The organism is Paenibacillus sp. FJAT-26967, assembly GCF_001541095.1.
Classification (GTDB): domain Bacteria; phylum Bacillota; class Bacilli; order Paenibacillales; family NBRC-103111; genus Paenibacillus_F.
Map to the genome: position 1 here is coordinate 2,209,777 of NZ_LMXH01000001.1, position 26,734 is coordinate 2,236,510.

10 protein-coding genes are annotated in these 26,734 nt (G+C 48.9%); 7 read left to right on the top strand and 3 right to left on the bottom strand.

The genetic code is table 11. The features are described 5' to 3' along the window. Positions 1-145: 145 nt before the first annotated feature. Complete coding sequence (locus tag AR333_RS09555; RefSeq protein WP_068775013.1) at positions 146-1,651, bottom strand: DHA2 family efflux MFS transporter permease subunit; 1,506 nt, start codon at positions 1,649-1,651, stop codon at positions 146-148. Between the two features lie 165 nt (positions 1,652-1,816). Here AR333_RS09555 and AR333_RS09560 point away from each other — a divergent pair, with 165 nt between their 5' ends. The 4 genes from AR333_RS09560 to AR333_RS09575 all read left to right on the top strand — a co-directional run bounded on the left by AR333_RS09560 (position 1,817) and on the right by AR333_RS09575 (position 4,175). Next, a complete protein-coding gene (locus AR333_RS09560; protein WP_068775014.1) occupies positions 1,817-2,464 on the top strand; it encodes a TetR/AcrR family transcriptional regulator in 648 nt (215 codons plus the stop codon). Positions 2,465-2,550: 86 nt separating this feature from the next. After that, positions 2,551-3,255: an alpha/beta fold hydrolase gene (locus tag AR333_RS09565; protein ID WP_068775015.1), complete on the top strand. Its 705-nt coding sequence runs from the start codon at positions 2,551-2,553 to the stop codon at positions 3,253-3,255. A 205-nt stretch (positions 3,256-3,460) separates the two neighbouring features. Then, positions 3,461-3,943 carry a DUF2975 domain-containing protein gene (locus AR333_RS09570; protein ID WP_068775016.1) on the top strand — a complete coding sequence of 161 codons (483 nt, stop codon included), beginning with the start codon at positions 3,461-3,463 and terminating at the stop codon, positions 3,941-3,943. Between the two features lie 10 nt (positions 3,944-3,953). Then, positions 3,954-4,175, top strand: coding sequence for a helix-turn-helix transcriptional regulator (locus tag AR333_RS09575; RefSeq protein ID WP_068775017.1), 222 nt, complete (start codon positions 3,954-3,956; stop codon positions 4,173-4,175). 383 nt (positions 4,176-4,558) lie between these two features. Here the strand turns inward: AR333_RS09575 and AR333_RS09580 are convergent, their stop codons facing one another. Both AR333_RS09580 and AR333_RS09585 read right to left on the bottom strand, forming a co-directional pair. Then, positions 4,559-6,613, bottom strand: a complete 2,055-nt coding sequence (locus tag AR333_RS09580; RefSeq protein ID WP_068775018.1) for a serine hydrolase — start codon at positions 6,611-6,613, stop codon at positions 4,559-4,561. Positions 6,614-6,910: 297 nt separating this feature from the next. Further along, positions 6,911-8,068 (bottom strand): DUF563 domain-containing protein, encoded by a 1,158-nt coding sequence (locus AR333_RS09585; RefSeq protein WP_068775019.1) that lies wholly within the window; start codon positions 8,066-8,068, stop codon positions 6,911-6,913. A 226-nt stretch (positions 8,069-8,294) separates the two neighbouring features. On the opposite strand from AR333_RS09585, the gene AR333_RS09590 reads away from it, so the two are divergent. From AR333_RS09590 to AR333_RS09600, 3 genes are all read left to right on the top strand, one after another. Continuing rightward, on the top strand, positions 8,295-10,553 hold the full coding sequence (locus AR333_RS09590; RefSeq protein WP_068775020.1) for an excinuclease ABC subunit UvrA: 2,259 nt from the start codon (positions 8,295-8,297) through the stop codon (positions 10,551-10,553). Between the two features lie 410 nt (positions 10,554-10,963). After that, a complete protein-coding gene (locus tag AR333_RS09595) occupies positions 10,964-18,478 on the top strand; it encodes a SpvB/TcaC N-terminal domain-containing protein (RefSeq protein WP_068775021.1) in 7,515 nt (2,504 codons plus the stop codon). Between the two features lie 32 nt (positions 18,479-18,510). Beyond that, positions 18,511-26,733, top strand: coding sequence for a neuraminidase-like domain-containing protein (locus AR333_RS09600; protein ID WP_068775022.1), 8,223 nt, complete (start codon positions 18,511-18,513; stop codon positions 26,731-26,733). Position 26,734: the final 1 nt, after the last annotated feature.

Consider the following 26,734-nt stretch of genomic DNA (forward strand, 5'->3'; position numbering starts at 1 on the left):
GCAACCCTGTATTATAGATGATGCTCTCGAGCTGAACCATGATAAAATTTAAGTACCGGGCCTGATGATATAGGGACCCGGTACTTCGTTGTTCCAATTACTTCATATGTTCTACCATAAAGTTTTCCTGGAGTGCAGAAAACACCTATATTTTTATTTCTTTGTCCACCGTCAAGTCTGCCTGAGATTCTTGAGAAGTTTTGCCGCAGCGCAGTAAAAGGCCAAGTATTGCTCCTATAATCGCCACGACCACCATGACACCGAATGTATCAGCGAACGAATTAGCCGCTAACTCGGCTGTTGCCTGCTGAATCATCTCAGGTGTCGGAGCTGTCGTCCCGGCTGCCGCGGCAGCTTTGAGCTCACTGGTTCTGAATGTTACACGTGCCGAGAGGATCGTTACCAGCGCCGCGACAGACAGAGAGTTGACGACTTGCTGCATGGAATTAGTCAACGACGTTACCCGGCTGACCAAGTGGCGGGGAGCTTTATTGAACAGATGAGTATTCATCGGCATGGTCATCATGCCCATTCCCGCACCGGCCATAATCAACGGAACGATCAGATCTTTGCCGACTGTTGTCGCATCCACTTGGGAGTATTGGTAAGTAGCTGCGGAGACAAGTCCCAGCCCGATGACAACCAGCCAGCGTACACCGATCCGGTCGAATAAGTAACCTGCAATCGGCATGACCAGCATCGAAGCAATCGCCTGCGGGAGTAGAATCATTCCCGTATCAAAGGCTCCGAAGCCTCTGGCTTGCTGAAGAAATTGCGGAAGCAGGAAAATGGCTCCGAATAACGCAAATTGCCCAATCCATTGCACCAAAATTCCTATGGAAAAGTCAATGGAGCGGAAGACCCGAAGATCCAGCAGTGGCGCTGGAGTGCTTAATTCTCTGGCGATAAAAGCGAGTAAAGCGATACCGCCTATTATGAGACCGGCGATCGTATTACTCGAGGTCCAGCTGCTCGCCCCTTCGATGACACCGTAGGACAAGCCGGCAAAAGCAATAGGAGCCAGGATCATGCCCGGCGTGTCAATTCCTGTTACCGCCTGTCGCTCTACTTTGGGAAGTGTTTTTAAGCCAAGCATGATCGACAGAATCCCCACTGGAATGTTGATAATGAACAGCCATCTCCAGGTATAGAATTCCACGAGCCAGCCCGAGAGGACAGGCCCGATTGCCGGAGCGAATAGAATCGGAATTCCCATCATGGCCATAACTGTTCCGACCTTGCTCTGTGGACTGAGCTTGTACACATACGCCATGGCAACAGGGATTACACAGCCTCCGCCAAGCCCCTGGATAATGCGGAATGCGATCAGCCAGCCCGCGCTGTCAGGAAGGGCGCATAGTACCGAAGCCAGTGTGAATAGCGCAATCGAGCACAGAAACACCGTCTTCGCACCGAACCGGTCCGATAACCAGCCGGCTAACGGGATTACGGATGCCTGGGCGAGCATATAGCCTGTAACCGTCCATTGGATGGTCGGAAAATCCGTATTCAAATCAACCAATAATGTGGATAAGGCCACGTTCATCGAGGTACTGTTGAGTACAACCATGAATACCCCAGCGATAATTGCCAATAATGGAACCAGTATACTTCTAAGCTTAAAATCTTCTGTTGCATCGTTCTTTCCCATTCTAGTTTCCTCCTGCTATTCTTCAAGCTCATTGACCGCAATTTCGACTGTTTGATATAATCAAAGCGGACAACTGTCCGCAAAAACAATAATACGGACAGTTGTCCGCTTTGTCAATTTTAATGTTTTTATGTAAAAAGCATCTGAGTCAAGGAGGCTTACGCAATGGCCGGGGAGCAAAACGGGGTAAATGAAATAGACGGGATAAAGGTCCGCAAAACAAGTAAGCGGGATTCGGACTATCAAAATAGGATTGTGACCGCTGCAAATCGTTTATTCAAAGAGCAGGGCGTAGAGAATGTGAGTATGCACCAAATTGCCAAAGCGGCCCAGGTCGGCCAGGCGACTCTTTATCGCCGCTATTCCAACAAAGGCGAAATTTGTATGGCGATTCTGAGCAGCAATACACAGGATTTTTTGAGGGACCTGGATTCCTTTCGCCTGAGCAGAGGTTTACAGGTAACTTCACTTACTTTATTGAGCGAAGTAATTGATAGAATCGCGGATTATTTAGACGATCAAGCGACTATGCTGGTTATTATTAAAAACGAGTACAACCGCAGCAGCGAGCTTCAATTATTACAATTTAATCATCCTGTTTTTCTTTACTTGCAGGATATTATTTCTCAGCTGTATTCCAAAGCGATTGAAGAAGGAGAAATGGACCATCTCAATGTTACGCTGACTACGCATACTTTAGTAGCTGCTTTAAGCCCGGATCTCTTTTTGTATCAGCAGAAAACACTCGGGTTCAGCAAAGAGGATATCGTAGCCGGGATTAAACGTATCTACATTGAAGCGTTGAGAAAATAATGCGGGCATGACCTTGTAACTATGAGGACGCCGAACTTTATTCACATTAGATGAGAGAGAAGCGTGAAGGAGGTGGCCAGACAATCATGATTGAGACGTTCGTATCCTCCCAAAGCACCTGTTCCACCACTTGCAGCACGGTCGTTTTCTTTTTTGCCGGTATCCTGACGTATCGGGATAATTTTGAAGCCGCGGTCAGTGAAGTTGCCCGGAAATATCGAAATGCCAAAATCGTAGTCATCTTTCCCTATGGAACGGCAAGCGGTACTACACGTGCCTCCTTAATGTCGCTGCTGGCCAAGCAGCTTCCTCAGGTCAGCTATGACTTGGCCCGTGATCAGACCCGGCGGGTAGCAGACGTATCGCGAATCATCCGAGAGCACGCAGAAGGTGCAGAACAACTGATTCTGATCGGGCACAGCGCCGGGGGTGTGATCGCTTATCGGGCCGGGCTTTATTTGGAAGAGAAGTACGGCTTTCAGCAAATACGGGTATTCGCGGTGGGATGTCCGAAATTTTTTTTGAAGGACATTCCATACAATGACAGATTCACGTATATCACAGGCCAGAATCCGGATAAGATCACAAGAATCGGCAGCTGGCACAAGCCGGGTTCCAGAGTGTACCGCGGAAAGCCGGGGCGTGAAATTCAAATGGAGTTTAATCCGGATCATCAGGGCTGGCGGTTTCATGCCTCGTATTTCTTGAGATCGGCCTGGACAGATGCGAACGAAGTCTTTCATAACAATGCAGAGGACCTGATCAATAAAATCCATGAACTGTGCCCCTAAATTATCCTGCCTAAGATGGAAATTTCATGAATTGAATAGAATTAGTTATCGAGCATTTCTTTGTAGGGAGAAATGCTTTTATTCGTTGCAGAAAATTAAGTAGGTTTGAAAAAGTAATACACATTGTTTTGCAATTAAAATATATTGAAAAACGATAAATTTTGTGATAAATTCAAGATGATCATAACGGAGTGAGGTGTATTTTATGGAACGAGGAACTACGCTTTTTTTAAAGATAGCTGTAATTCTGATGGGAATCCCTGTTCTTGCTTTGTGCATATTTTTAGTGCCCGAAATCGCGAATTTTGCAGCAGAATTATACCCAGATCATCATTATTTGAAATACCTGTTTTACATGGATCTTTATGCAACGGCGATCCCTTTTTATTTTGCTCTGTACCAAGCCTTTAAACTGCTCGGCTACATCGACAAGAACAAAGCTTTCTCGGAATTATCTGTACGCGTGTTAAAGAATATCAAAACCTGTGCACTCGCGATCAGCGGCTTGTATGTGATTGGCCTGCCCTTGTTCTATCTTCTCGCAGAGAGAGACGACGCCCCGGGGATCATCTTAATCGGAATGGGTATGATTTTTGTCTCCTTGGTAATTGCCGTTTTTGCTGCTGTTCTCCAAAAGCTTTTGAAAGAAGCCATCGATATAAAATCAGAAAATGATTTAACGGTCTGAGGTGAAAACAATGGCGATTATAATCAATATTGACGTGATGCTGGCCAAAAGGAAAATGAGCGTTACCGAACTTTCGGAGAGGGTCGGAATTACGATGGCCAATATTTCCGTGCTGAAGAATGGGAAGGCAAAGGCAATTCGATTATCGACTTTAGAGGCGATTTGCAAGGCTTTGGAATGCCAGCCCGGGGATCTCTTGGAATATAACAGTGACGATGTTACTCAAGAATAAGATGAACAAACGGCCGTTATAGCTAACGGGGAACGTTCATGCAATAGGTGCGGATAAACCTGTCTAAACGGCAGGTTTTTTTGATTGGAAAATAAAAGCTCATAATGATTCCCGATAACAAGTGACCCGAGCCATCCATTAAAATACTTTTTTTAAAAAACGAGCCAAACACCGGCGGAAACGGCTGAACAGTTCGAGCCGGGTATTCATACTCACCTTAACACCGAGGAAATAAATAAATTGATTGATCGTTATCATGAAGCACGGTACAGACCCTAGTATCCGGAAGAGGAGAACAGCCCGATCATTTGATGAAAGGGCTGTTCGCTGCTATACTGCAACGCATCTAGTATAAACGTGATAAAAATCGCAGCATATCAAGACTAGTTACTTTTCAAATGAATTTTAAATACCTCGCCCTTCTTGCCGCCAAAAACGATTTTCCCGCCTTCAGGAAGTACGACCGAATGATTGTTACTTATCTTTGAAAAATTCACCAGCGTTCCTTTCGCGTCATATACCGCAAACCCGCCGCTGTCCGGAGTCTTGACGGTTAATTCCCGATTAGCCGATTTCTTATCAATCTTATACCAGACAGCCTGACCGTTGGAAGGTATGCGGCGAATAGAGGAGTTTCCCTGGGAAAAAGACTCAATCGCATCTTCGCGGATAAAGGATTGACCATTGATTGTCAGATACTCTTCATGGTTCTTTTTATAAAAATTTAAATCAAAAGCGTCTCTCCCACTCAAAATCGGAATAGCAGCTGCATTGACTGCTGTATTCCCACTAACAATTTTAGTTCCGGAAGCGTATCCCTGCTCGGAATCAACGGCGATTTCTTTGGACACGAGCGCTTGGTTGAGATACTGGAGTGAAGTGATCTTCTCATCCAAAGCGAAGTAACGTTTCCCGTTTCTCTGTTCCCATACCTTTTTAGTGGTCGGATTCAGCAGGTTAGGATTTAATTTGTGAAATTCATAGGTGACCATGACGATCTGACCTAATCCAGGGAAATTCAAATGAGCATTAAGTTTTAAGTAAGTTTTTCCATTCTTCGCCTTGTCAAAGCTTACAATCAGATTGCCCTCTCTATTTTTGAATTGTCCGCTTCCTGTATACAGATAGGTTTGAGGCGGTATAAAACCTCCGTTCAGAGCAGGTAAATCAATCTCTCCGTCTTTGATCTTCACATTTATTGTTGTCCCTACGGTACCGTATAATCCGGAATAAGCCGACAAGTCAGCAGGCATATCCGTTTTCACGGGAGGCTGGAATGTTTTTTCAGGCAAAATCTTTTTAATGATGCCTTTGGTTTTCAAATAATCCAATAAAATATTCGATGAAAAAATCGTATTGTGAATAGAAGTCCCTCCCGATGAAAGCACTGCGATAGAAATATCATATTCGGGCAGGGTAGTCAGAACGGCGTGATACATAAACGTATCTCCGCCTTTGGATAATGCCGTGATTCCGTAGTCGTCAAACGGAGCCAAACGGACAGCATCCCAGCCAAGACCGTAATTAGTGGTGTTGGTCTCTTCGGGAACCCAGATTCCCTTTCTATATTCATCACTTTGCATAGCTATGGCTGACTTCTCCGATAAAATCGCCGTTGAATTTCCGATTAATACCTCAGCGAACTTACTTACTTCTTCGGCCGTGGAGTAGAGGCCTCCCGTCCCGATGACATTGGAATTCTCTACGGGTAAAGCCTTATCTAACCCGGGAAGATACGTTTTTGCGAGTTTATTTCTGTCAAACGAATCCAGTGGTGTTTTGGTAGAGGTTAAATGAAGAGGCTTGCTGAAGTAGGTTTCAAGGAATTGGCTGTAGCTTATTCCGCTTACTCGTTCAACCAGGAGCTCCAGCAGTTGAAAGCCATCGTTGCAATAGACCGAAAATTGTCCGGGGTCTGATTTTAAGTGTTCAGATCGTAATTTTGCCAACAATTCATCATGATTTTGGGTATCGTTGTCATCAAACAACATGCTGTTCCCATAGTGGCTGCCGTAAAGTCCCGAAGAATGATTCAATAACATGCGAGGCGTAATCTTAGTGTATCGCGGATCTGCCATTTTAAAGTTCTTGATGTATGTGGTTAGTGGTTTATCAATATCAATTTGATTGGATTCAGCCAGCTTCATCGTTGCGGCAGATACATACATTTTACTTACCGATCCTATTCCGAACATCGTGTCTCTGGTTACCGGCTGCTTGGTAGCATGATCGTATACACCGGCGCTGTCGGATAAAACAACGGACCCGTGATCCCGGATCGCGTACTGTATCCCGCCCACCCCATAATCGGATACCATCTTCGAGGCCAACACCTGTGCCTTTTCTTTAACCGTATCCGGGTTCGTTTGAGCTGAAGCGGAGGTGAACGGTATTGCCAAGAGCACGGCGGTCATCATTACACAGACCATCTTCTTCATGAATAATTCCTCCTATTCTATGCATGTGAATTTCTGCTTTCTGAATTGATCATATATGGAATTTGCTTGTTCTCTTAGAAATTATCCTGAAACGAAAAAAACAATCCCTAAACAACATACTGTTTAAGGATTGTTCGTTTAAAAAAAGGGGGGGCGAATCCTAATAGGAAAGAGTGTCCTCTGTGGTTGGATACGTGTTAGAAAGCTTCTGATGCGTTATCGAGCCTCATTCGAAGGACAGCACACAAGTCGTAATGGAAGGTGTTAAACTCTTTTCATTTTTACTCGCATAAAAAGTTAACTTAATCCGGCCAAACGCAGGGTTTGCTTTAAACGGTCCGTATCCACGGAATAATCCTCCAGACCAGGGTAACAATCGGGAGAGGTCACTGGTTCCTGACCATACAACATATAGTAATCAAGTTTGTTATGGTTGCTGATCATCCAATACGTCGGCACAATATGCCGAATATGAAAAATCTCGATCACCTGAGCTCCTGCCTGGCAAAAAGCAAGATTGGCCAATCCGGCTCCATGCGGTCCTGCGATCGCTCGGGCGGAGGCGAATAACTGAATTTGCTGAGCAACCGTCCAGTCTTCCAAACAAATGGAAACGAAGCCACATGCCTCAAGGCAGTGAATCACTTCATTCTCGTTTGTAATCCGGCGAACGGATGCCTTTCTACGTGAAATATAAACACGTTCTGGAGTGGCAAGGGCGCAATCCCGTTGTGGCAGCAATAAGCTGCGCAAGGTAGAGGTAGCCCATGGCGGATAATGGGAATTCATCATGATGGAGGGCACAATTAACCGGTCTGCCTGAATATTAGAATTAGCGTCTGTTCGAATAATGGAAGATTCACTTATACCGAGCATTGTCAACGTTTCTTTAACAAAGGACCTGTACGGATTCGGGTTCATAATCAGGCTGTCATAGGGATTCTGAAGAGTCTGAAGCATACTTAGTCTGGGCAGTACATCATATAACCAATGAAAATAATTATAACTCCCGCAAAAAGTCAAAGCGGCAGCGGTTCCTTGAAAATACTGAAGTTTCTGATCATTCCGCCAGTATAAAGCGGGATGCTCTTCCGGGGTCAGCATTCTGTGGCGCTGCCCGTCATATTCCGGCGAAAGGTCGAAAATCAGCTTTCCGTCCGGTGATAGGACAGAGCCTGATCGTCCCCATACTCGCCCGGAGGGTATAACAGCAACATAGCCGCCTGTGGGCTGAAATCTATAGGGCAGTAGATGGTGGTGAATGTCTAATTCGATGCCCTTAGGAGCCTCATATACAGCAATACCGCCATAATCAAACGGAATAACGTATTTATTTTCAATAGGAGGACAGAGTGCTCTTTTTGTCGAAGCTTCCCAATCCCAAATATTCCAGTGGTAATTTACTGCATTCGCACTGTGACTTCCCAGGAAAGAGCTTTTCTTATTTTCATCCATTTCATATCCCGCCATTACCTTGTTATCATGGAACTATTTTATGTGAATAATTGTTGAAAGGTATGCACTAGAAACAAATAGGGCGTATGACCAACAAATATCTTATATCGAACTGCATTCTGTTTTTGTTGACGGTGGATAGAGTGACCTGCCTGACATTCTTTGCACAATGAATGGTACAATGTGTATATGAGTAGAAATAAACATTACCGGAAGGGTGTGAAGTATGACCGAATCTAATCAGGAGTATATCGAAATCTCGGGGGCGAGGGAAAATAATCTCAAGAACGTATCCTTGCGCATTCCCAAGCGGAAGATCACGATCTTCACCGGGGTATCCGGGTCCGGCAAATCATCGATCGTTTTCGATACAATTGCCGCCGAATCCCAGCGTCTGCTGAATGAAAATTTCAGCATGTTCGTACGCAACTTTTTGCCGCGGTATCCGCAACCGGATGCAGACGCGATCGAGAATCTGAGCATGGCCGTTATTGTGGATCAGAAGCGGCTGGGAGGCGGTTCCCATTCCACAATGGGCACGATTACCGATATCTCTCCGATTCTCCGTCTTCTTTTCTCGAGAATTGGTCAGCCTTATGTCGGACAAGCGCACATGTTCTCGTTCAACGATCCGCAAGGCATGTGCCCCGAGTGTAACGGGATCGGCCGCAAACTGGGCGTCGACATGAGCAAGGCGCTGGACCTATCCAAGTCGCTCAATGAAGGGGCCATTATGCTGCCGGACTATTCGGTGAACGGCTGGGATTGGAACATGATCATACAGTCGGGGGACTTCGATCCGGACAAGAAGCTCAGTGATTACTCGGAGGAGGAACTGGAGCATCTGCTGTACGCCAAGGCAAGGAAAGTGAAGATGGACTTTGCCGGTAAGGCAACGAACATTACAGTGGAAGGCATTATTGAGAAGTTTACCAACAAATATATCAAGCAGGATGTAAAATCGAAGTCCGAGCGCACACAAAAAGCCGTTCTGCCGTACATATCCGAAGGTCCCTGCTCCAGCTGCCGCGGTGCGAGGCTCAGTCAGGCTGCGCTCCACTGCAAGATCAATGGACTGAACATTGCGGAACTGTCCTCCATGGAAGTCGGACAGCTTATCCGAGTCGTCCGGGAGATTGATGATCCGGTAGCCGCGCCGGTCGTCAAGTCGCTGACGGAGCGGCTGCAGCATCTGGTGGATATCGGACTTGACTACTTGACGCTGGACCGGGAGACGGATACATTGTCAGGCGGCGAGTCGCAGCGCGTCAAGATGGTGAAGCACTTGAGCGGCAGTCTCGTGGATGTCACTTACATCTTCGATGAGCCTAGTGTGGGCCTGCATCCCCGTGATGTGCACCGGTTAAATGGACTGCTTCAGAAGCTGCGCGACAAGGGGAATACCGTGATTGTCGTCGAGCATGATCCCGATGTGATCAAAGTGGCGGATCATATTGTCGACGTAGGGCCTCATGCCGGGAGCCGCGGCGGTGCCATCGTGTATGAAGGAAGTTATCAAGGGCTGTTGGAGTCAGGTACACTGACCGGCACACACATGAAGCGGCCACTGGAGCTGAAGCGTGATTGCAGGCAGGCGTCCGGCAAGCTGTCCATCAAGGATGCTAAGCTGCACAACTTGCGGAACGTGAGTGTAGATATACCAGCCGGAGTGCTGACAGTCGTTACGGGTGTCGCCGGTTCAGGCAAGAGTACGCTGATTAACGACGTATTCCTCAGCCAGCATCCCGATGCGATTGTCATTGACCAATCGGCGGTGGGAGTGTCAACTCGCTCCAATCCAGCAACCTATACGGGTATTATGGATGATGTGCGCAAGGCGTTTGCTTCCGGGAACAAGGTGAGCCAAGGCTTGTTCAGCTTCAACTCCAAGGGGGCTTGCGAGAACTGTCAAGGGCTGGGGGTTGTGTATACGGATCTTGCATTCCTCGACAGCGTGAAGCTGCCATGCGAAGTATGCGGAGGCAGACGATTCAAGGAAGAGGTGCTTGCGTACAAGCTCAGCGGCAAGTCGATTGCTGAAGTGCTGGAGATGACGGTGGAGCAGGCATTGGATTTTTTCCAGTTAAAAGAAGTTGTGCGTAAGCTTCAGGCGCTAAGTGATGTGGGGCTGAACTATATTACACTCGGCCAGCCCCTCAGCACGCTCTCAGGCGGAGAATGCCAGCGCATCAAACTGGCAAGTGAGCTGCATAAGAAAGGCAGCATCTACGTGATGGACGAGCCGACGACCGGCCTGCACATGTCAGATATCGGTCACCTTCTGGAGATCATGAACCGTCTGGTGGATGCAGGCAATACGGTGATCGTCATTGAGCATAATCTCGATGTGATAAGCCAGGCGGATTGGATCATAGATTTGGGTCCGGACGGAGGAAGCAAGGGCGGCCAAGTGGTGTTCGAGGGCACACCGAATCAGATCAGCCATGCGGAGCACTCGATCACGAGAAATTACTTGCTGGTATAATAGCCAGCATCTTCATACAAAAGATCACTTAATGGTATCTACTGTCCATCAAGTGGTCTTTTTTACGTATGCCGGCAGTATCTGATTTCGGATTGCTAATAAGGATTTAAGTCATACAACGGGTTTTCCTGAAATAGGATATATAAGTCATTATGGAGTTAAAGAGGATGATGTCATGCTGCTATTGACCTCTTTTTATCAAAGGGTCGCCGGCAATGAGAAAAGGATCTCATTTTGTTCGACGAGGGAAGAAACTCACATCTATTATCCGGCAAAATAATAGAAAAGCACTATACACTGAATATTCATTTCTGTTATATTAATCGTGACATATTTTCATTTTTTGTCGAATTTTGAAAAAACTTGCTACTTGATTTCACGGTTTTATCTGACGGTATGGGAGGGAACTAATGCAGCGCGAGTCATTGAATGACGAACATGAACGTTCGGAGTCATTCTCCAAAACTGAGCTTACTCTTCCTAAAGGGGGAGGGGCGGTCAGAGGAATTGGTGAGACGTTCGAGCCGGATTTATTTACGGGCACGATGCATATGAGTATCCCTGTCTATGCGTCACCCTGCCGCGAGTTTGAGCCGGAGCTTCAGCTCGGGTACAGCTCCGGCAGCGGGAACGGTGCATTTGGACTGGGTTTCTCCTTAACCTCTTCTTCGATCTCCAGGCGGACCGATACCGGTATTCCTAAATACGATGATACGGACCGGTTCCTGCTGGACGGCGAAGAAATCATCCCGAAGCTTGACTCTGACACTCTGAAGCCCTTAACCCGGACAGAATACGCCGGGGAACAGACTTGGTTGATTACAGAGTATATTCACCGCATGGAAGGATCTTTTACGAAGATCGAATTATGGCAAGCCGACGGGACTTCCTATTGGAAGCTACTATCCGGCAGTAACGTGTCCTCAGTATACGGCCAGAGCACTACGGCTCGGGTAGCAGATCCAGCACGTCCTGCACGAATTTATCAGTGGTATCTGGAGCAGGATGTCGATGCGAAAGGCAATAAGCGAATCTACACCTATTCTACCGAGAACCAGGATAATATTCCGGATACGCTGTCCGAACAGAATCGGCCCCCGTCGGCAGCCATATATTTGCGCAGTATCGATTACGGCAATTATATGGATCTCCAGAAGGAAGAAAAATTCGCCTATCAGCTTGTGTTAGATTACGGCGAATACGATACTTCCGTAGATTCATTAATTAAGGCCGGCAGCAAACCTCACATCCCCCAAACCTCCTGGCCGGTACGACTTGATTCTTTCTCCACATACCGCGGCGGATTCGAAGTGCGCATGCACCGTCTTTGCCGGCAGGTTCTGATGTTTCATCGATTTACGGAGCTTGGGCCGGACCCTTGTCTGGTCCGTATGACACGATTCTCTTATTCTATCGATCCGCTTGTAAAATTGAACCGTCTAGTCTCGGTCGAGATGATCGGATGCCGCAGACAAGAAGATGGAAGCTACATCACTCTTTCCACACCTCCCTTAGAATTTACATACACACCCTATCAGCCGGAACAGCAAACCTTTAGTCTCCTTCAAACGGAAGACCAGCATACAATCCCCGGATATCTGGATGGTTCAGCCTATGAATTTACCGACTTATACGGCGAAGGATTGTCGGGTATCCTGCAAGTCCGCTCTAATGCGGCCACTTACTGGGAACCGAAAGGGGACGGAATCTATCACAGCCCGCGAGTCCCTGAATCGTTCCCGTTAACGGAGGAGTCCGCTCCTGATTCCAGGTCATTCACGCTAACAAGTCTGGATGGCGACGGTGTCATGGATTTGGTCGTTGCCGGTTCACAATGGGCGGGCTTCTACGAAACGGAATACGGACGCTCATGGAGCGGTCTGCAGCCATTCACAAGCTTCCCGCTTGAATATCTCCAAAGTCCTTATCCAAAAGAGATGTCGGACATGCAGGGAGACGGCGTACCGGATTTGGTCATCTTCGAGGATCGTCAAATCAAGATTTATCCGTCTATGTATGAACAAGGATATGGGGATCCCATCCGTGCATTTTACCCTGAACGTGATTCAGAGAGCTTCCCGCTCAGCTCGACGGACAGTGTGAATGAAGTCGTGACTTTTGCAGATTTTGTCGGAGACGGGCTTTCACACCGGGTCCGGATTCGCAACGGCAGTATAGAATACTGGCCCAACCTGGGATACGGGCAGTTCGCGCCTGTCATCCGTATGGAACAAGCGCCTTACTTCAACGATAATTTCAATGCTTCCCGCCTGGTTCTCGGTGATCTGAACGGTTCGGGATTAACGGATATCGTATATCTATATCCGGACCGGGCGGACTTATACTTCAATCAGGGCGGGAATGCATTCAGTGCGCCGGTGTCGATCTATCTGCCGGAGTTTTTCGGTGAAGGGGACCGTATTCAGTTAGCTGACGTACTCGGCAGCGGGTGTGACTGTCTCCTCTTTACCAAGGTTAGCACGAATACGGTAAAGCATTATTACTATGACTTTTCCGGCGGACAGAAACCCAATCTCCTGACCCGGACGGATAACGGCATAGGCGTCATCACGGATATTCAATACACAAGCTCGGTTCAGTTCTATCTGGAGGATAAACAGGCGGGGCGCAGGTGGGAAACCGTACTTCCATTTCCAGTGCACGTCGTGGAACAGGTTCGTCTGACAGAGGCTTGCTCAGGCAACCAGTTTGTGACCCGATATAAGTATCATGAGGGGTATTACGATCAGGTGGAGAAGGAGTTTAGAGGCTTCGGTTTCGTGGAGCAATGGGACGCAGAAGAGTGTCCGACCGAATTCGGATCTCCCAAGACCGCCCCTGTTTATTGGAAGAGATGGTATCATACCGGTTCTTCCCTGAATTCGGCTACCTTATCCCGGCACTTTCATGAACAATACTACAGCCAGGATACATTGGCTTATGTCATGCCCGACAGTCTGCTGGATGAAGTTCTGCTCGGTACGGACGGGGAAACGCTGCGCCAATGCTATGCGGCCTTGAAAGGTCATCCGCTGCGTGAAGAAGTGTATGGACTGGATCAGCCGGGCGGTATCTCAGATCATCCGTACACGGTACACGAAACCAATTATACCGTAAAGCTCATTCAAGGCCGGGGAGATGCTCTTTTTGCCTCGTTGTACGTGCATGCCAGAGAATCGATAGACTATCAATACGAACGTAATCCCAACGATCCGCGCATGCAGCATGAAATGGTCATAGAGACGGATCCATATGGCCATATTACCAAGAAGATTCAAATTCACTATCCGCGCCGCTTAACGCCCGCGCCATCATTGCCTGAACAGCATCAGCTCCAAGTGCTGCTCCAAGTGAAATCCTATGTGAACGCCACAGATTCGTTTCGTATCCTCGGGATGGAATCCGAAAACCGGTCGTATGCTTTGTCAGGTATCGAACTGCCGGCTTCCTCTTATTTTAATTTGATAGATTTGCAGTCTCTATTACCCGGCGCGTTGACGCAGGTGATTCCCTATGGCACGTCATTAACCGCAGGCTTGGTTCAGTCAGAACTGCTCTCCTGGGAACGACATTATTATTGGGATGCAGCCCAGACGGATGCTTTACCTCTTGGTCAAATTACGGGCGTTGCGCTGCATCATCACAGCGAGTATGCGGTAACGACACCTGATCGAATCGGCAAGATTTATGAATCACAGTTGACCGACAAGATGATGAGTGACGATTGCGGTTACATTTTGCTCGATGGGTACTGGTGGAATCAGGGGTTAACACAGCATTATGCCATGGGCACGGATGATCGTTTCTACCTGCCTTGGAAATTGGAAAATACGAGGAATCCGGGAAACACGAATCTCTTCCACAGGACGCAGTTCAGCTACGATCCCTATTGTTTGGTTCCCATAAGCACCATCGAATTTGTGAGTGAGACAGTTTCCACTTCGATGTCTGTTGTACTCGATTACAACGTAATCAAGCCTGGATACATGACGGATGTTAACGGAAATATCGCTCAAGTTCTCTATGATCCCTTAGGCATGGTGATAGCTTCGTCTTTATTCGGGACTCTTCAGGACCGGCGTGTAGGTGATGGTGATCTAACCGAATACCGACCGATTAACGACGGTTCATTTGAGGATGTGCTGGCCCGCCCTGAACGTTATCTTCAGCAGGCTTCTTCTTTCACTTATTACGATGTTTTCGCCTGGGGACAGGGGAAGGGCCCGAACCGCACCGTGGAACTATACCGGGAAACTAGTGTATCGGAGGAATCGGGTAACACGTCCTCACGGATTCTAATGAATGTGACTTATATGGACGGACTTGGCCGGGTCATAGAAACCAAGAAAAGGGCGGATGGCGGCGAAGCATTTGTTGCGGAGAGATCGGATTCTCTGCAGACCGGCGCTTCTGCCGATGCGCGGACGGTAACTACAGCCGTACGGTGGCTCGTCTCGGGGAGAACCGTATATGACCATAAAGGAAGACCCGTTGAACAGTATTTGCCCTACTACTCAACCGGTCCTGCATATGAAGAACAGGCAGAGACGGCTAGTTTGCTGCCTCCGCCAACGATAACCCATTATGACCCGCTCTCCCGCGTTTTCCGTGTGGATTCACCCAAAGGTTTCTATACCAAGACCCTATATACGCCTTGGGAAGAAGCGCATTTCGATGCGAATGATACGATCGCGGATTCCGATTATTACAAGCAGTTTATGCGGGATTACCCGGCTCAACCGGATGAGAGTCAGATGGATGAGAAGGATGCACTGCTGAAGACTTACCGCTTTCGGGACACACCGCTGATCCAGATCAAAGATCATCTGGGACGTGTTTTTATGCAAGTGCACAATAATTTGGGCGAAACTTCAAGCGATTTGTTCAACGATATGCTGAAGGGAAGTACAGTAACCGCATCGGATGTATGGAATGAGCTGGTTCATCAAGGGTATGTGGACATTACGGATGCTGTTGCCGGACGCGGGAGACCTTCAGCCCTGTTCCGACCGTATGCTCCGGGCTTCCAGCTAACTGTAAAAGATGATATCCAGCCTTATACAGATGAGATTCTGGTGCTGCTGAGACAGAGCTGCCTGCCTGTATATACGGGATACGACAGTAAGGGAAAAGTCCTTTACGAGGTGAACGCCAGAAATTATTATGCCGGCATCCGCCAAGACAGCATGCTGAAGGATGTGCAGTTTACCTACGATATGCACGGTCGCTTATTGTGCACAGACAGCAGGGATGCCGGTGTACGTCTGGGAATGGACAATATGTTTGATGATCCCGCACATACATGGGACAGCCGGGACTTTCATACGGCCACCTTGTATGACGGGCTCCGGCGCCCCGCACAGATCAGCGTGGACGGAACAGATCATGCTTCCAATCTTCAATTGGGGCAGACGGTTGAAAAGTACATTTACGGAGACAGCGCCGGTCTTAGTGTCGCAGACGCTCAGAATCGCAACCTTTGCGGCAAGCTGTACATCTTATACGATCAGGCGGGCGTGACGCATAATCAAGCGTACAGCTTGCAGGGGCATATTCTGCAAACGGAACAGACGCTGCTTGCCGATTACTCGTCAGAACCGGATTGGGGCGGGGAGAGCCAACCCCAATTGAGCAGCGAATCTTTCGTCACCTCGTATGCTTACGACGGTCTGGGGAGGTTGATCGCGGAGACTTCTGCGGATGGAACGGTATATCGGACCGCTTACAATTTGAGCGGACAATTACAGAAGGTTGCGGCTGATTTCCCGGAACAGCCCGATGTGCCGTTTATCGGGGACATCCAGTACGACGCAAGCGGTCAGCACACGCTGATTTCCCGGGGCAACGGGACATCCACAACGTTCACCTATGAAGAGACTACTCAAAGGCTGTTGGGACTCACAACTTTCCGGTCTGCCACGGACGCGAAGGGGATCGCGAGAAGTGCGATTCTGCAGAAGCTGACATACACAATGGATCCGGTCGGAAATATAACGAGGTCACGAGACTACAGCTTCCAAACCGTATTTCAGAATCAGCAAATCGTGGAGCCCTTAAGCGATTACACCTATGACGCCCTTTATCGGTTGATTCAAGCTTGGGGCAGGCAGCATCCGGGGATTCTGCCGGACACACATGTGACGGGATTTAAGCAAAGCCAATGGATGCCGGTGAGTCCGCCACACCTGAATGATGCGGAAAAGCTTGAAAATTATACGGAGACCTATACGTACGACGAAGCCGGCAATAAGATCCAAACACGTCATGCGGCTGCTTCCGCCACTTGGACACGAACGCTTGAGGTTTGTGAGGATTCCAACCGTTTAAAGGAATTGTCCGGAGGCAGCCAGACGGGAGTCCCGGTACAACTGCAATACGACCTAAACGGCAACCTCCTGGCGCTGGAACACTTAAGATCCTTGCAGTGGAATTACCGTAATAACTTGGCTAACGCGACGATCGTTGCAAGAGAGGGCGACCAGTCCGACTGTTCTTACTTCGTGTACGACAGCGGAGGGCATAGAGTCCGTAAGGTGCTGGAGCGCAAAATCAGCGACGGACTAACCGAAATTCAAGAAAAAATTTATCTGGGCCGATTGGAAATCAAGCGAATTACACGAGTCCAAAATGGTGTGCGGACCTTGATTCTGGAGCGGTATTCTTATCGGGTCATGGGGGATGAGCGAACTGAGGCCATCGTGAATACCTGGACGAAGGATGATGCGGGACGTGAAACCGATACACTAGGCAAACGGCAGATACGTTACCAATTAAGCGACATCCTGGGCTCATCCACGATGGAGGTGGATGAGGAAGGAAGCCTGATCAGCTACGAAGAGTACCTGCCTTACGGAGGAACGTCCTACATTACGGGTGCGGACCAGCGGGAGGTGCAGCTGAAGGAATATCGGTACAGCGGTAAAGAACGGGATGATTGCACGGGTCTGTATTACTACGGAGCGCGTTATTATCCGCCTTGGCTGGGACGCTGGATTAACGCCGATCCCGCCGGAACGGCGGACGGTTTGAACATGTATGCTTTCGTCGGCGGCAATCCTGTCCGTTTCATTGACCCGGAAGGGATGGCAAAGAAGAAGAAAGAGCAAAGCAAGCTCCAGAAGAAGCTGGCCGCCAAACTAAAAGCTAAACAGAGGAAAAATGATTTGGCAAGCTTCACCTCTGGTGATGACAAGACGAAGGGCCAGATGATTACAAAGCTAAGGGGACGGACACTCAGGGTTACCAAGGACCGGCAAATTTTTGTCCGTAAGATGCTCCACAAGGAAGCGGATAAAGCGCAAGTGGAACTGGATCAATTCGACGTGCCGCCAAGCTCAGGCAAAGCCCTGCCGCTCAAGGTAGCTGACCCGGCTGGCGTACAGGGAGGACTCTTCTTCGGTAAACATGACTATATTGAGAAGCAGCAAATTGTTTCCCGTTCCAGCCTTAATGTGGACGGCCGCGATTCCACGAATGACACGATGGGAAAAGCCAGCGCCTTCCACAGCACGAACAACTTGGCGGCAAGTCTGTATTCCAAGAGGGACGACTCCGGGATCGGCGGTTTGGGTGAAGCCTGGTGTCATCTTATCGCTCATTGTCTGGGCGGCGCTGAATCCTCTAACAATCTGGTAGCGGGCAGCCAAGGGTCCAACCTTGTCCAATTGGGCGTAGAACTTGCGGTAAAGGATTTTGTCTATACCACGGGTGAGAAGGTGCTTATTAAGGTGGGAGCCAATGTGCGGTTGAAGGCTGATGGCACCATGACCCATATTGCGGATGAATTTTTTTATCAGATATATGACTTGAATAACAAGCAGGTTTACGCTACTAAGTTCAAAGCGAATATTTTACGGGCGGATATACTCCAGAAGCAGAAGAAAACGGAAGCTACCACAAGCCTGAATAATCATTTCGGCTATTAAACCATTCGGGGAACAAGGAGGACCTTATATTCATGGATATTCAATCGTATTTAAGCGAGGCACATCCGACTTTGGCACAATTTTATGCCAATAACCCGAATTTCGATGTTAGCAATTTCAAGTTCACGAACACGGCTTCCGTGGCGGCGTTAAACGAATCCGGTGATCAGCATTCGGAAGCTCTAAATCTGCTTAGCAGCTATCAAAGGCTGCTTCGGCTCACGAACGATCCGCAGGCTGCCGGTGTATTGTTGGCTGGCAGCCATAAGAGTGAGAACGGAAGCGGTGATGGCAACCCTCCCCTGCATTCGGCTCTTCAAATAGCAGCTATCAATCCGGTTCACTTTGTGAAATCCTATGGGCCGCTGCTGGGCGAGAACGGGGGAGAACAGGCCGCCGCCATTCATGCCAAGGCGAAGCATGTTGAAGCCCAGGCGATGCATCAATGGGCGTCCATTTCCCAGTTATCATCGCCTCATACGAGAAATTTTGCCGCCAATTCCATATCGGACTCCATCCTCCAGCATTATGAAGCCCTGCCTGATTATCAGGAGATCTTCGGCTCGCTGAATTACTGTGAGTGCGATGAATGTAAATCTATCTTCGGTCCGGCTGCGTATTTAGTCGATTTGATGCGTATCGCGAACCAGTACATTACGGTACCGAATCGCAGCACCATTCCCGCCAATATGACCTTGGCCGTCCGCCGTCCGGATCTGGCGAACATCGAGCTTACTTGCGAGAATACGAATACGACTATGCCTTATCTGCAAGTCGTCAACGAAAGGCTGGAGGCGGCAGTCCGTTCGGCTTTAAGCATCAAAGGGGATTTGTATCAGGCATTGTCCGTTCAGGTTTATCCGTTTAACTTGCCTTTCCAATATCCTTTGGAACAGATGCGGATCTATCTGAACCGTATGAATGTGAAGCTTGGGGATGTGTACACGCTATTGGGTTCACCCGCTCCAAGCGTGACCGCCGAAACGCTGGGTCTTTCCCAAGAGGAGTTCTTATTAATTTCAACCTCCACCACAGATCAAACTCAGCTGCAAACGTTCTACGGAGTATCGGATCTGAAGGTGCTGTCTGATGTAGATACATTCTGCAAACAAACCGGATTAACGCTGTTGCAATTGCAGACGCTGTTTACTCAAGATCTTGCAGCCGCAGAAATCCAAGCGGGTCTAACGAAATCATTCTTCATTAATTATGGGCTTGCGCAGCCTCTGCAAGTGAACAGTCAAGGTGACAATTGGACGATCGTGAACCTGACCGCCGATGCCTTGGACCGGATTCACCGTTTCCTGAGGCTGAGCAATAAGCTGGGCTGGAGTTATACGGATTTGGACTGGGCGCTGCAATGCGTGACAGCCGGAGCGCCGAAGCTGGATGCCGGGGCGCTGACCGACCTGGCCAAGCTGAGGACCATCATAGAGCAGTGGAATCTGTCCCTCGTGCAGGCCGGTGCGCTGATATTCGATGTGAAGACATACGGTCAGGGAGATGGCGCGGTATCGAATACCGCATTCGACAAGCTCTTTAACGGACCGGAATCCGCTCCTTACCATCCTGCGGACGAGGGGAAGAGCAGCTATCCGTTCAATCCGATGTATACCGATACCCTCCTGTATTGGACGGTAGGAGCGTCGGATGCGGATAATATGAAGCTTGCATCCCGTATTGCTGCGGCGCTGAAGCTAAGTCAGAGCGATCTTGATCTGCTTGCAGCCGCGTTGTTCGGAGAACAAGTGAAAATCCCCTTAACCGTCGGCAAACTATCCATCCTATATCGCTATTCTTTGTTCGGGAACCTGCTGGGAATGCCGGTGGCGCAGCTTGTATTATCGCTGATGTTGTTCGATCAATTGACCTGGGTACCTGAACTGGATACCTGGACCTTAATGAAGAAGAACATAGATAAATTGAAACGCTCGAGGCTCAATGTGTATGAACTGGATTACGTGGTGAATGGCAACGTTTCCGATTATGTCGATCCGCTTTACCGGCCCGCGGATTTGAACGGATGGCTGAACAACCTGCCGCAGCTCATCGCTGGCACGGCTTCCCGGCAAGATCCGGAGACTTTGCTGCAAGAGCAGGCATTAAAACTGATCGGCCAGATTGCGGCTTTCTTCCATGTTCAAACGGTGCAAATAACAGGGTTGATCGATTTGTTAAACTACACCGACATGGTCTCTGTATTCACTGATCCCAAGCAGAAATTAACAGCGGAAGCCAGGATGAAACAGTTATCCCAGTGGCTTGTGATTGCACGGAAATTTTCACTGACGAGCGATGACTTGGCAACCTTAAAAAACAGTTTCACCGCTTTCGGTATTGCGGACACCGCGAAGTTAACCGCGGTCCAGGTGCTTGATGTGTACGCTTATCAGGAATTGAAAGTGCTCTTTAATGATGTGAACGGGTCCATTTCCCTCTATATGACCGCCACTACGGATTACGCAGCGGCTGCTGCCATAACAGCAATGACGGGACTCGCGGATACCGAGATTCTCTCTCTGTTTACATCGTTTCCGTCATTGTCGCGCATTGAACGGCTATACCTTCTGCAAAAGGTAATGGGCGTCATGAAGGCCACAGGTGCCAGCTTCAGTCTACTGGTTAATGTAAGTGATGTTGCCGGGCTGAGTGCTGAGACACATTGGGCGGATTATGTGGCAGCGGCCGATAACTTGTTAATGGCATTAAGGGCCCGCTTGGGCGGAGACGATTGGGAGACTCTATACCTTCAGGTCAATGGAGCCGTACGGGAGAAGCAGCGAACGGCTTTAATTTCTACCGCACTGAACGCGTTGTCCCAAATGGAGGATCTCGGATGGATTCAGAACAGCCGTAATTTATATGAGTATCTGTTGATCGACGTGGAGATGAGCGGCTGCGCAACGATCTCTTATATTAAAGAAGCGCTGAACGCCGTGCAGCTGTATCTTCTCAGAAGCAGGGAACGACTGGAGCCGGGCGTTATTGATTTCGAGATTCCGGCGGTATGGTGGAGATGGATGATTAACTATCGAATTTGGGAAGCGAACCGCCAAGTGTTCTTATATCCCGAGAACTACATCGACCCTTCCTACAGGCAAAATAAAACCGCGCTTTTCACAGAGTTCGAAAATACGCTGAAGCAAGGCGATATCACGAAAGATACAGTGGAAGCCGCGTATCGCAAGTATCTGGACCGTTTTGCGGAGCTTGCCAAGCTGAAGGTGGTAGATACCTATCATACGCATGTTACGGATCCGACGCATGATAACGCGGAAGTCACCTATCTTTTTGCCAGGACGGAAACACAGCCATACAAGTACTACTATTTAACGCGGGATGAAGGCAATGTGTGGTCGGAATGGAACGAAATTAAGGTCACGATTAACTCCGACACGGTTTCACCTGTCTATGTATTCAACCGCCTTTTCCTGTTCTGGGTGGAGCAGAAAGTCGTGAGAGATAACGGCAGCGGTTCTACACAACAAAAATCGGTTAAAGCTACGATTCGTTATACATTCTACAATTTCAGCGGCACCTGGGTCCCCCCGCAAACGCTGGCGGAAGATGTAGTCATCTCGGCGGATAACAGCACATTCATTACACGAAGCGGGGTCAATACCCTCTTTAACGCATCCCAGTTCGATTCTACTCAGCTTTGGTGGAATAAGGTGTATCCGCTCAAAATCGAGAGAAACAACTATCTTACTCCGAACGTCGGAGCCAACCGGTTTGAGAAGCTGGTGTTGTTTCTCGGTCCTATGATTGATATTGGGGGGTTATCCGCGTTCGCCATGCCGGATGCGCCTGTTTCTGCCAACGATACGCTGCAGCAATTCGAGAATCGTTTGTATGAAGTGGTTCATCAGTTTGTTTTGGCCAAAAATGTCGGGCACACCGGCTTCCTGCCCCTGTTTCAGCCGATCGTCATTCAGGATGATTTGCAGCCCGGTTTTATCGTTAATCCGGATGAGTATATCATTTCGGCTAAAGAAGCGGCCATCAGCGAGACGTATTTCCGTCCCGAAATTGACCGAAGTTCCGGCAGACTGAACCTGATCGACACGGCTCAAATTCTTTATGATAACTATGCCGCTGATTCCATCCGAATCCCGTCACCCGTCCTAGCAGCGTCTAATCTGAATGCCTCTTCCTTTGTTTCGGAGTTGTTAGGAATAGATACGTCACAGTCTACAACCGTCTACAGCGGTCTGGTCAAATCAGGCTATCTCAATGATAGAGGGTTGCCTCAAAGTTCCTTGAACTTTGTTCAACTCGGTAAAGACGTGGCCGGCTATCTTACTGGGCAGGCGAACATACCGGCGAAAGCTGCGTATGTACTGCAGCAGATCAGCCAGGCCGTCGGAACCGTGTCTTTGTCAGGTAATATGAGAGGCAATGAGTACGAAGTGCTTACCGTAAAAAACCATCCGGCTGCGTTCTTGTTCAAAGGGGATAAAGAGGCTTTTCTGTTCATGGATACGGATTCGGATGTGCAGGATCATGTGCCTACAATCAGCGAGGCGCTTCTGAATCCCGATACGATTTTTACGCCGGCATCGTTTATTTCCGCCCAAGTGAACATCGACGCAAACGGTTCACGGACGATCTACAATTTACTCGTCTCGGGAGGATTTTTGGATGGGGACGGGGTTCTCAAAAATGACTCCGATGCACAGAGCCTGACGGAGTACCTGCAACCGCAACTGGTATCCAACACTTCGGCGGTCGTCAACGTATTGATGAATAGCCCATTGTTTACAGATCAATCCTTTGTGGCGTCGGCTCCGATTGATATCGAGGCATCCGGTTCCCAGTTAATCTTCCAGCAGTTTATCAAAGCGGGCTACCTCGATCCTAACGGCAGAATTCTGGCGGATATTGATTTCTATGAATTGCTCGAGTACGTCAAGGGACTGTTGGACGGACAACCAAGCGAGGATCTGAAGGTCCGGCATGTCATGGATACGTTGTATCAATGGCCTTTCCCGGTATCGGTCGGTTTCTTGGACAGGAACAAGGACGGTATCGGCAGCATCAAGTACCGTTTCTCCACCTTCCGTCTGACGACGGCCGCGGTGCACAGGCTTAGCTCTACACTCTTCACAGGCGGCGTTGATGCGCTTCTCAGTCTGGAGTCGCAGCAGATTCCGATTGAGGCTGAACTGTTGTTCAAGCGATTCCAGTTCGATAGCAATTATGTAATTGCTCCAGATGCGTCCGACGGGTCGCAGGTTGATTTCTGGGGAGCTTACAAGACATATTATTGGGAATTGTTCTTCCATGCCCCTTTCTTGATCGCGGGCTTGCTCAAGACGAATCAAAACTATCAAGACGCGGAGAAGTGGTATCAGTATATTTTTAATCCGACTCTGCAGCCTTTTCAGATAGGAGCGGGAGATTTCCAAACCTCAACGATCGGGCTGACGAGTTCTCAGCGTATTTACAAAATCCTGGTTGATCAAAAGATCATTACAGATGCAGGAGCGGTAAGCGCGGATTTCTCGGAGACAACGCCGATTAACCGGCTGTTCGCTTTTCTGGACGACAAACAGATTGATTCGGTCCGAAATCGGTTGTTAAACGACAAGTTAGGCAATCCGGCGGCTCGCTTCTGGCAGTTTAATCCTTTCCGGAACCATACGCTGGAATCCTTAAAGGATCAATTGACCAATCCGCAGGAGATCTCGGCTTACAATATGGATCCGTTCGATCCGGACGCGATTGCGGGCCTTCGGATCGGCGCATACGATAAAGCTGTCGTGATGGCCTATATAGATAACTTATTGCAGTGGGGCGATTCGTACTTTGCGCAGTACACCTGGGAAGCGATCGTTACCGCAACGATGATGTACGTTTACGCTTATGATTTACTGGGACCAAGGCCCGAGAATCTGGGAAAATCCCCTGAGCCTGCGCCCAAAACGTTCGCCGATCTTCTGGCGCAGTTCAAGGACGGGATTCCTCAATTCCTGATTGCACTGGAGCAGGAGACTCCCGAAAGCGGCGCTTTAATGACCCATGCTCCATTTAATGCGCTCGACACCTACTTCTGTGTGCCGGAGAATGAACAATTTATTGCGTACTGGGATCGGGTGGAGGATCGCCTGTTCAAAATCAGACATTGTCTCAATCTGCAGGGAATTCCTCAAACGCTGGCTCTGTTCGAACCGCCGCTGGATCCCGCTCAGTTGATTCGCATGGTCAGTGCGGGCGTGAATCCTTTAGCTGCTTTGAAAATGGAAAATCAAGGCGTTCCTTACCGGTTTACATTCATGCTGGAGAGGGCTAAATCTTTAGCGGGCACGTTAACCCAGTTTGGCAGAAGTTTGCTGGCGGCGCTAGAACGTAATGACGCGGAGAGCCTGTCTCTGCTCCAGAGCACGCATGAAAAAAACATTCTCAATCTCACGACCATGATTAAAGAGAAGCAATTGGAGGAAATGACCGATTCCCTGGCGTCATTATCGGAAAGCAGAGCCAACGCAGTGTTCCGTCACGACCATTACAGCTCTTTATATGACGAGAACATCAATGGGCTGGAAATTACCGATCTGGTATTAAGGGGGGTATCCGCGGACCTTCAGAACGCATCCATCGCGATTCACGGGTTGTCGATCGCGGGCTATCTGGCTCCGAACATATTCGGATTAGCGGACGGCGGAATGCAGTTCGGCGATGCTGTGAACGCCGGCGCCGCTATGGCTGACGGGGTGGCTAACGGATTGGATAAAGCTGCCGGCTTGATTAACACCGGTGCCCAGTATGTGCGCCGCCGGGAGGAATGGGGGCTGCAGCGGGATGTGGCGGCCTCCGAAGTGAAGCAGCTGGATGAGCAGATTGCCGGCGGGAATGTGCGTGCCGCCATGCTGCAAAGGGAACTTGACATCCATCAGCAATCCATGAAGCAGCAGGATGAGATGGAACAGTTTCTGCGGGGCAAGTTTACCGGGCAAGAGCTGTACCAGTGGATGATCAGCCGGTTATCGACGACGTATTTCCAATGTTATCAGCTCGCTGTGGACATGGCGATGGCTGCGCAAGCGGCCTATCAATACGAGCTGGAGCGGCAGGATCAATTCCTGCAATTCGATTACTGGGATAACCTGCACAGGGGTCTTCTTGCCGGGGAAGGCTTGCTGCTTGCCTTGAATCAGATGGAGAAAGCTTACGTGTTCAACAATTCGAGAGATTTGGAACTGGAGAAAACCGTATCTCTGCTCCATCTGGACCCGGTTAAATTCATCGCATTTAAAGGGGGGATGCAGAGCGGTACGGAGGTACAAGGCAAGCTGGATTTTGAATTGAACGAGAAGTTGTTCGACTTCGACTTTCCTGGCCATTATTGCCGCAAAATAAAGTCTATCGCAATATCCATACCGGCCTTGGTCGGACCTTATCAGAATATCAACGCTACACTGGTCCAAAACCGAAATTCGGTAGTGGTTCAAGCCGATATCACGGGAGTCAGCTATCTCTTGAACCCGTCTGATCCGGCACCTGGACCTGACGTGTTGAGGCAGAACCATATGGCGCAGCAGGTTGCCGTAACCCGAGGAATGAATGATTCCGGGTTGTTCGTACTGGATTTTAAGGATGATCGGTATTTGCCATTCGAGGGGACGGGCGCGGTATCCTCGTGGACGTTGAACCTGCCGCCGGAGACCAATCGCTTCGATTTCGGGAATATCTCGGATATCATTGTCAAGATTCAGTACACGGCCAAAGACGGCGGAGCTCAATTCGCCGGTCAGGTGAGGCAGCAGCTGCATGCCGACAGCGCTCCTTATCCGTATACACCAGCCAAAATTATGGACTTGAAACGAGCATTCCCGAGCGATTGGTTCGCTCTGTTTCATCCGCAGGCGACCCAGGGTGTGCAGCAGATCAGCTTTCCTGTAACGGACCGCAGCATTCTGACCCACTTATCTGATGTAAGCTTGTTGTCCGCCACTGTACTGATCCTTACGTCCAATCTGGCAAATGTGTCTGATAAGGATAAGAGCACACCGTTCTTGAGCCTGAAGCTGGGGGATAATCCTGCGGCCCCGATGAGTGTAACCAATAACACGGGGACGTGCGATTTAAGCAATGTAACGGGAACCGGTGTAGAGGCCACTTTGCAGTTTTCTTTATCGAATACACCGGATGCACTTCTGTTGAACGGGGCTTTAAATCCGGATGTATTAGCGGGGCTTACCGTCATTATCACCTATCAATCGAATGTATTCGCGAAGACAAGCACAATCAACTAAA

Bases quoted from the DNA above. Each gene is read 5' to 3' on its own strand.
- AR333_RS09555 (WP_068775013.1), bottom strand. From the start codon at position 1,651: ATGGGAAAGAACGATGCAACAGAAGATTTTAAGCTTAGAAGTATACTG.
- AR333_RS09560 (WP_068775014.1), top strand. From the start codon at position 1,817: ATGGCCGGGGAGCAAAACGGGGTAAATGAAATAGACGGGATAAAGGTC.
- AR333_RS09565 (WP_068775015.1), top strand. From the start codon at position 2,551: ATGATTGAGACGTTCGTATCCTCCCAAAGCACCTGTTCCACCACTTGC.
- AR333_RS09570 (WP_068775016.1), top strand. From the start codon at position 3,461: ATGGAACGAGGAACTACGCTTTTTTTAAAGATAGCTGTAATTCTGATG.
- AR333_RS09575 (WP_068775017.1), top strand. From the start codon at position 3,954: ATGGCGATTATAATCAATATTGACGTGATGCTGGCCAAAAGGAAAATG.
- AR333_RS09580 (WP_068775018.1), bottom strand. From the start codon at position 6,613: ATGAAGAAGATGGTCTGTGTAATGATGACCGCCGTGCTCTTGGCAATA.
- AR333_RS09585 (WP_068775019.1), bottom strand. From the start codon at position 8,068: ATGGATGAAAATAAGAAAAGCTCTTTCCTGGGAAGTCACAGTGCGAAT.
- AR333_RS09590 (WP_068775020.1), top strand. From the start codon at position 8,295: ATGACCGAATCTAATCAGGAGTATATCGAAATCTCGGGGGCGAGGGAA.
- AR333_RS09595 (WP_068775021.1), top strand. From the start codon at position 10,964: ATGCAGCGCGAGTCATTGAATGACGAACATGAACGTTCGGAGTCATTC.
- AR333_RS09600 (WP_068775022.1), top strand. From the start codon at position 18,511: ATGGATATTCAATCGTATTTAAGCGAGGCACATCCGACTTTGGCACAA.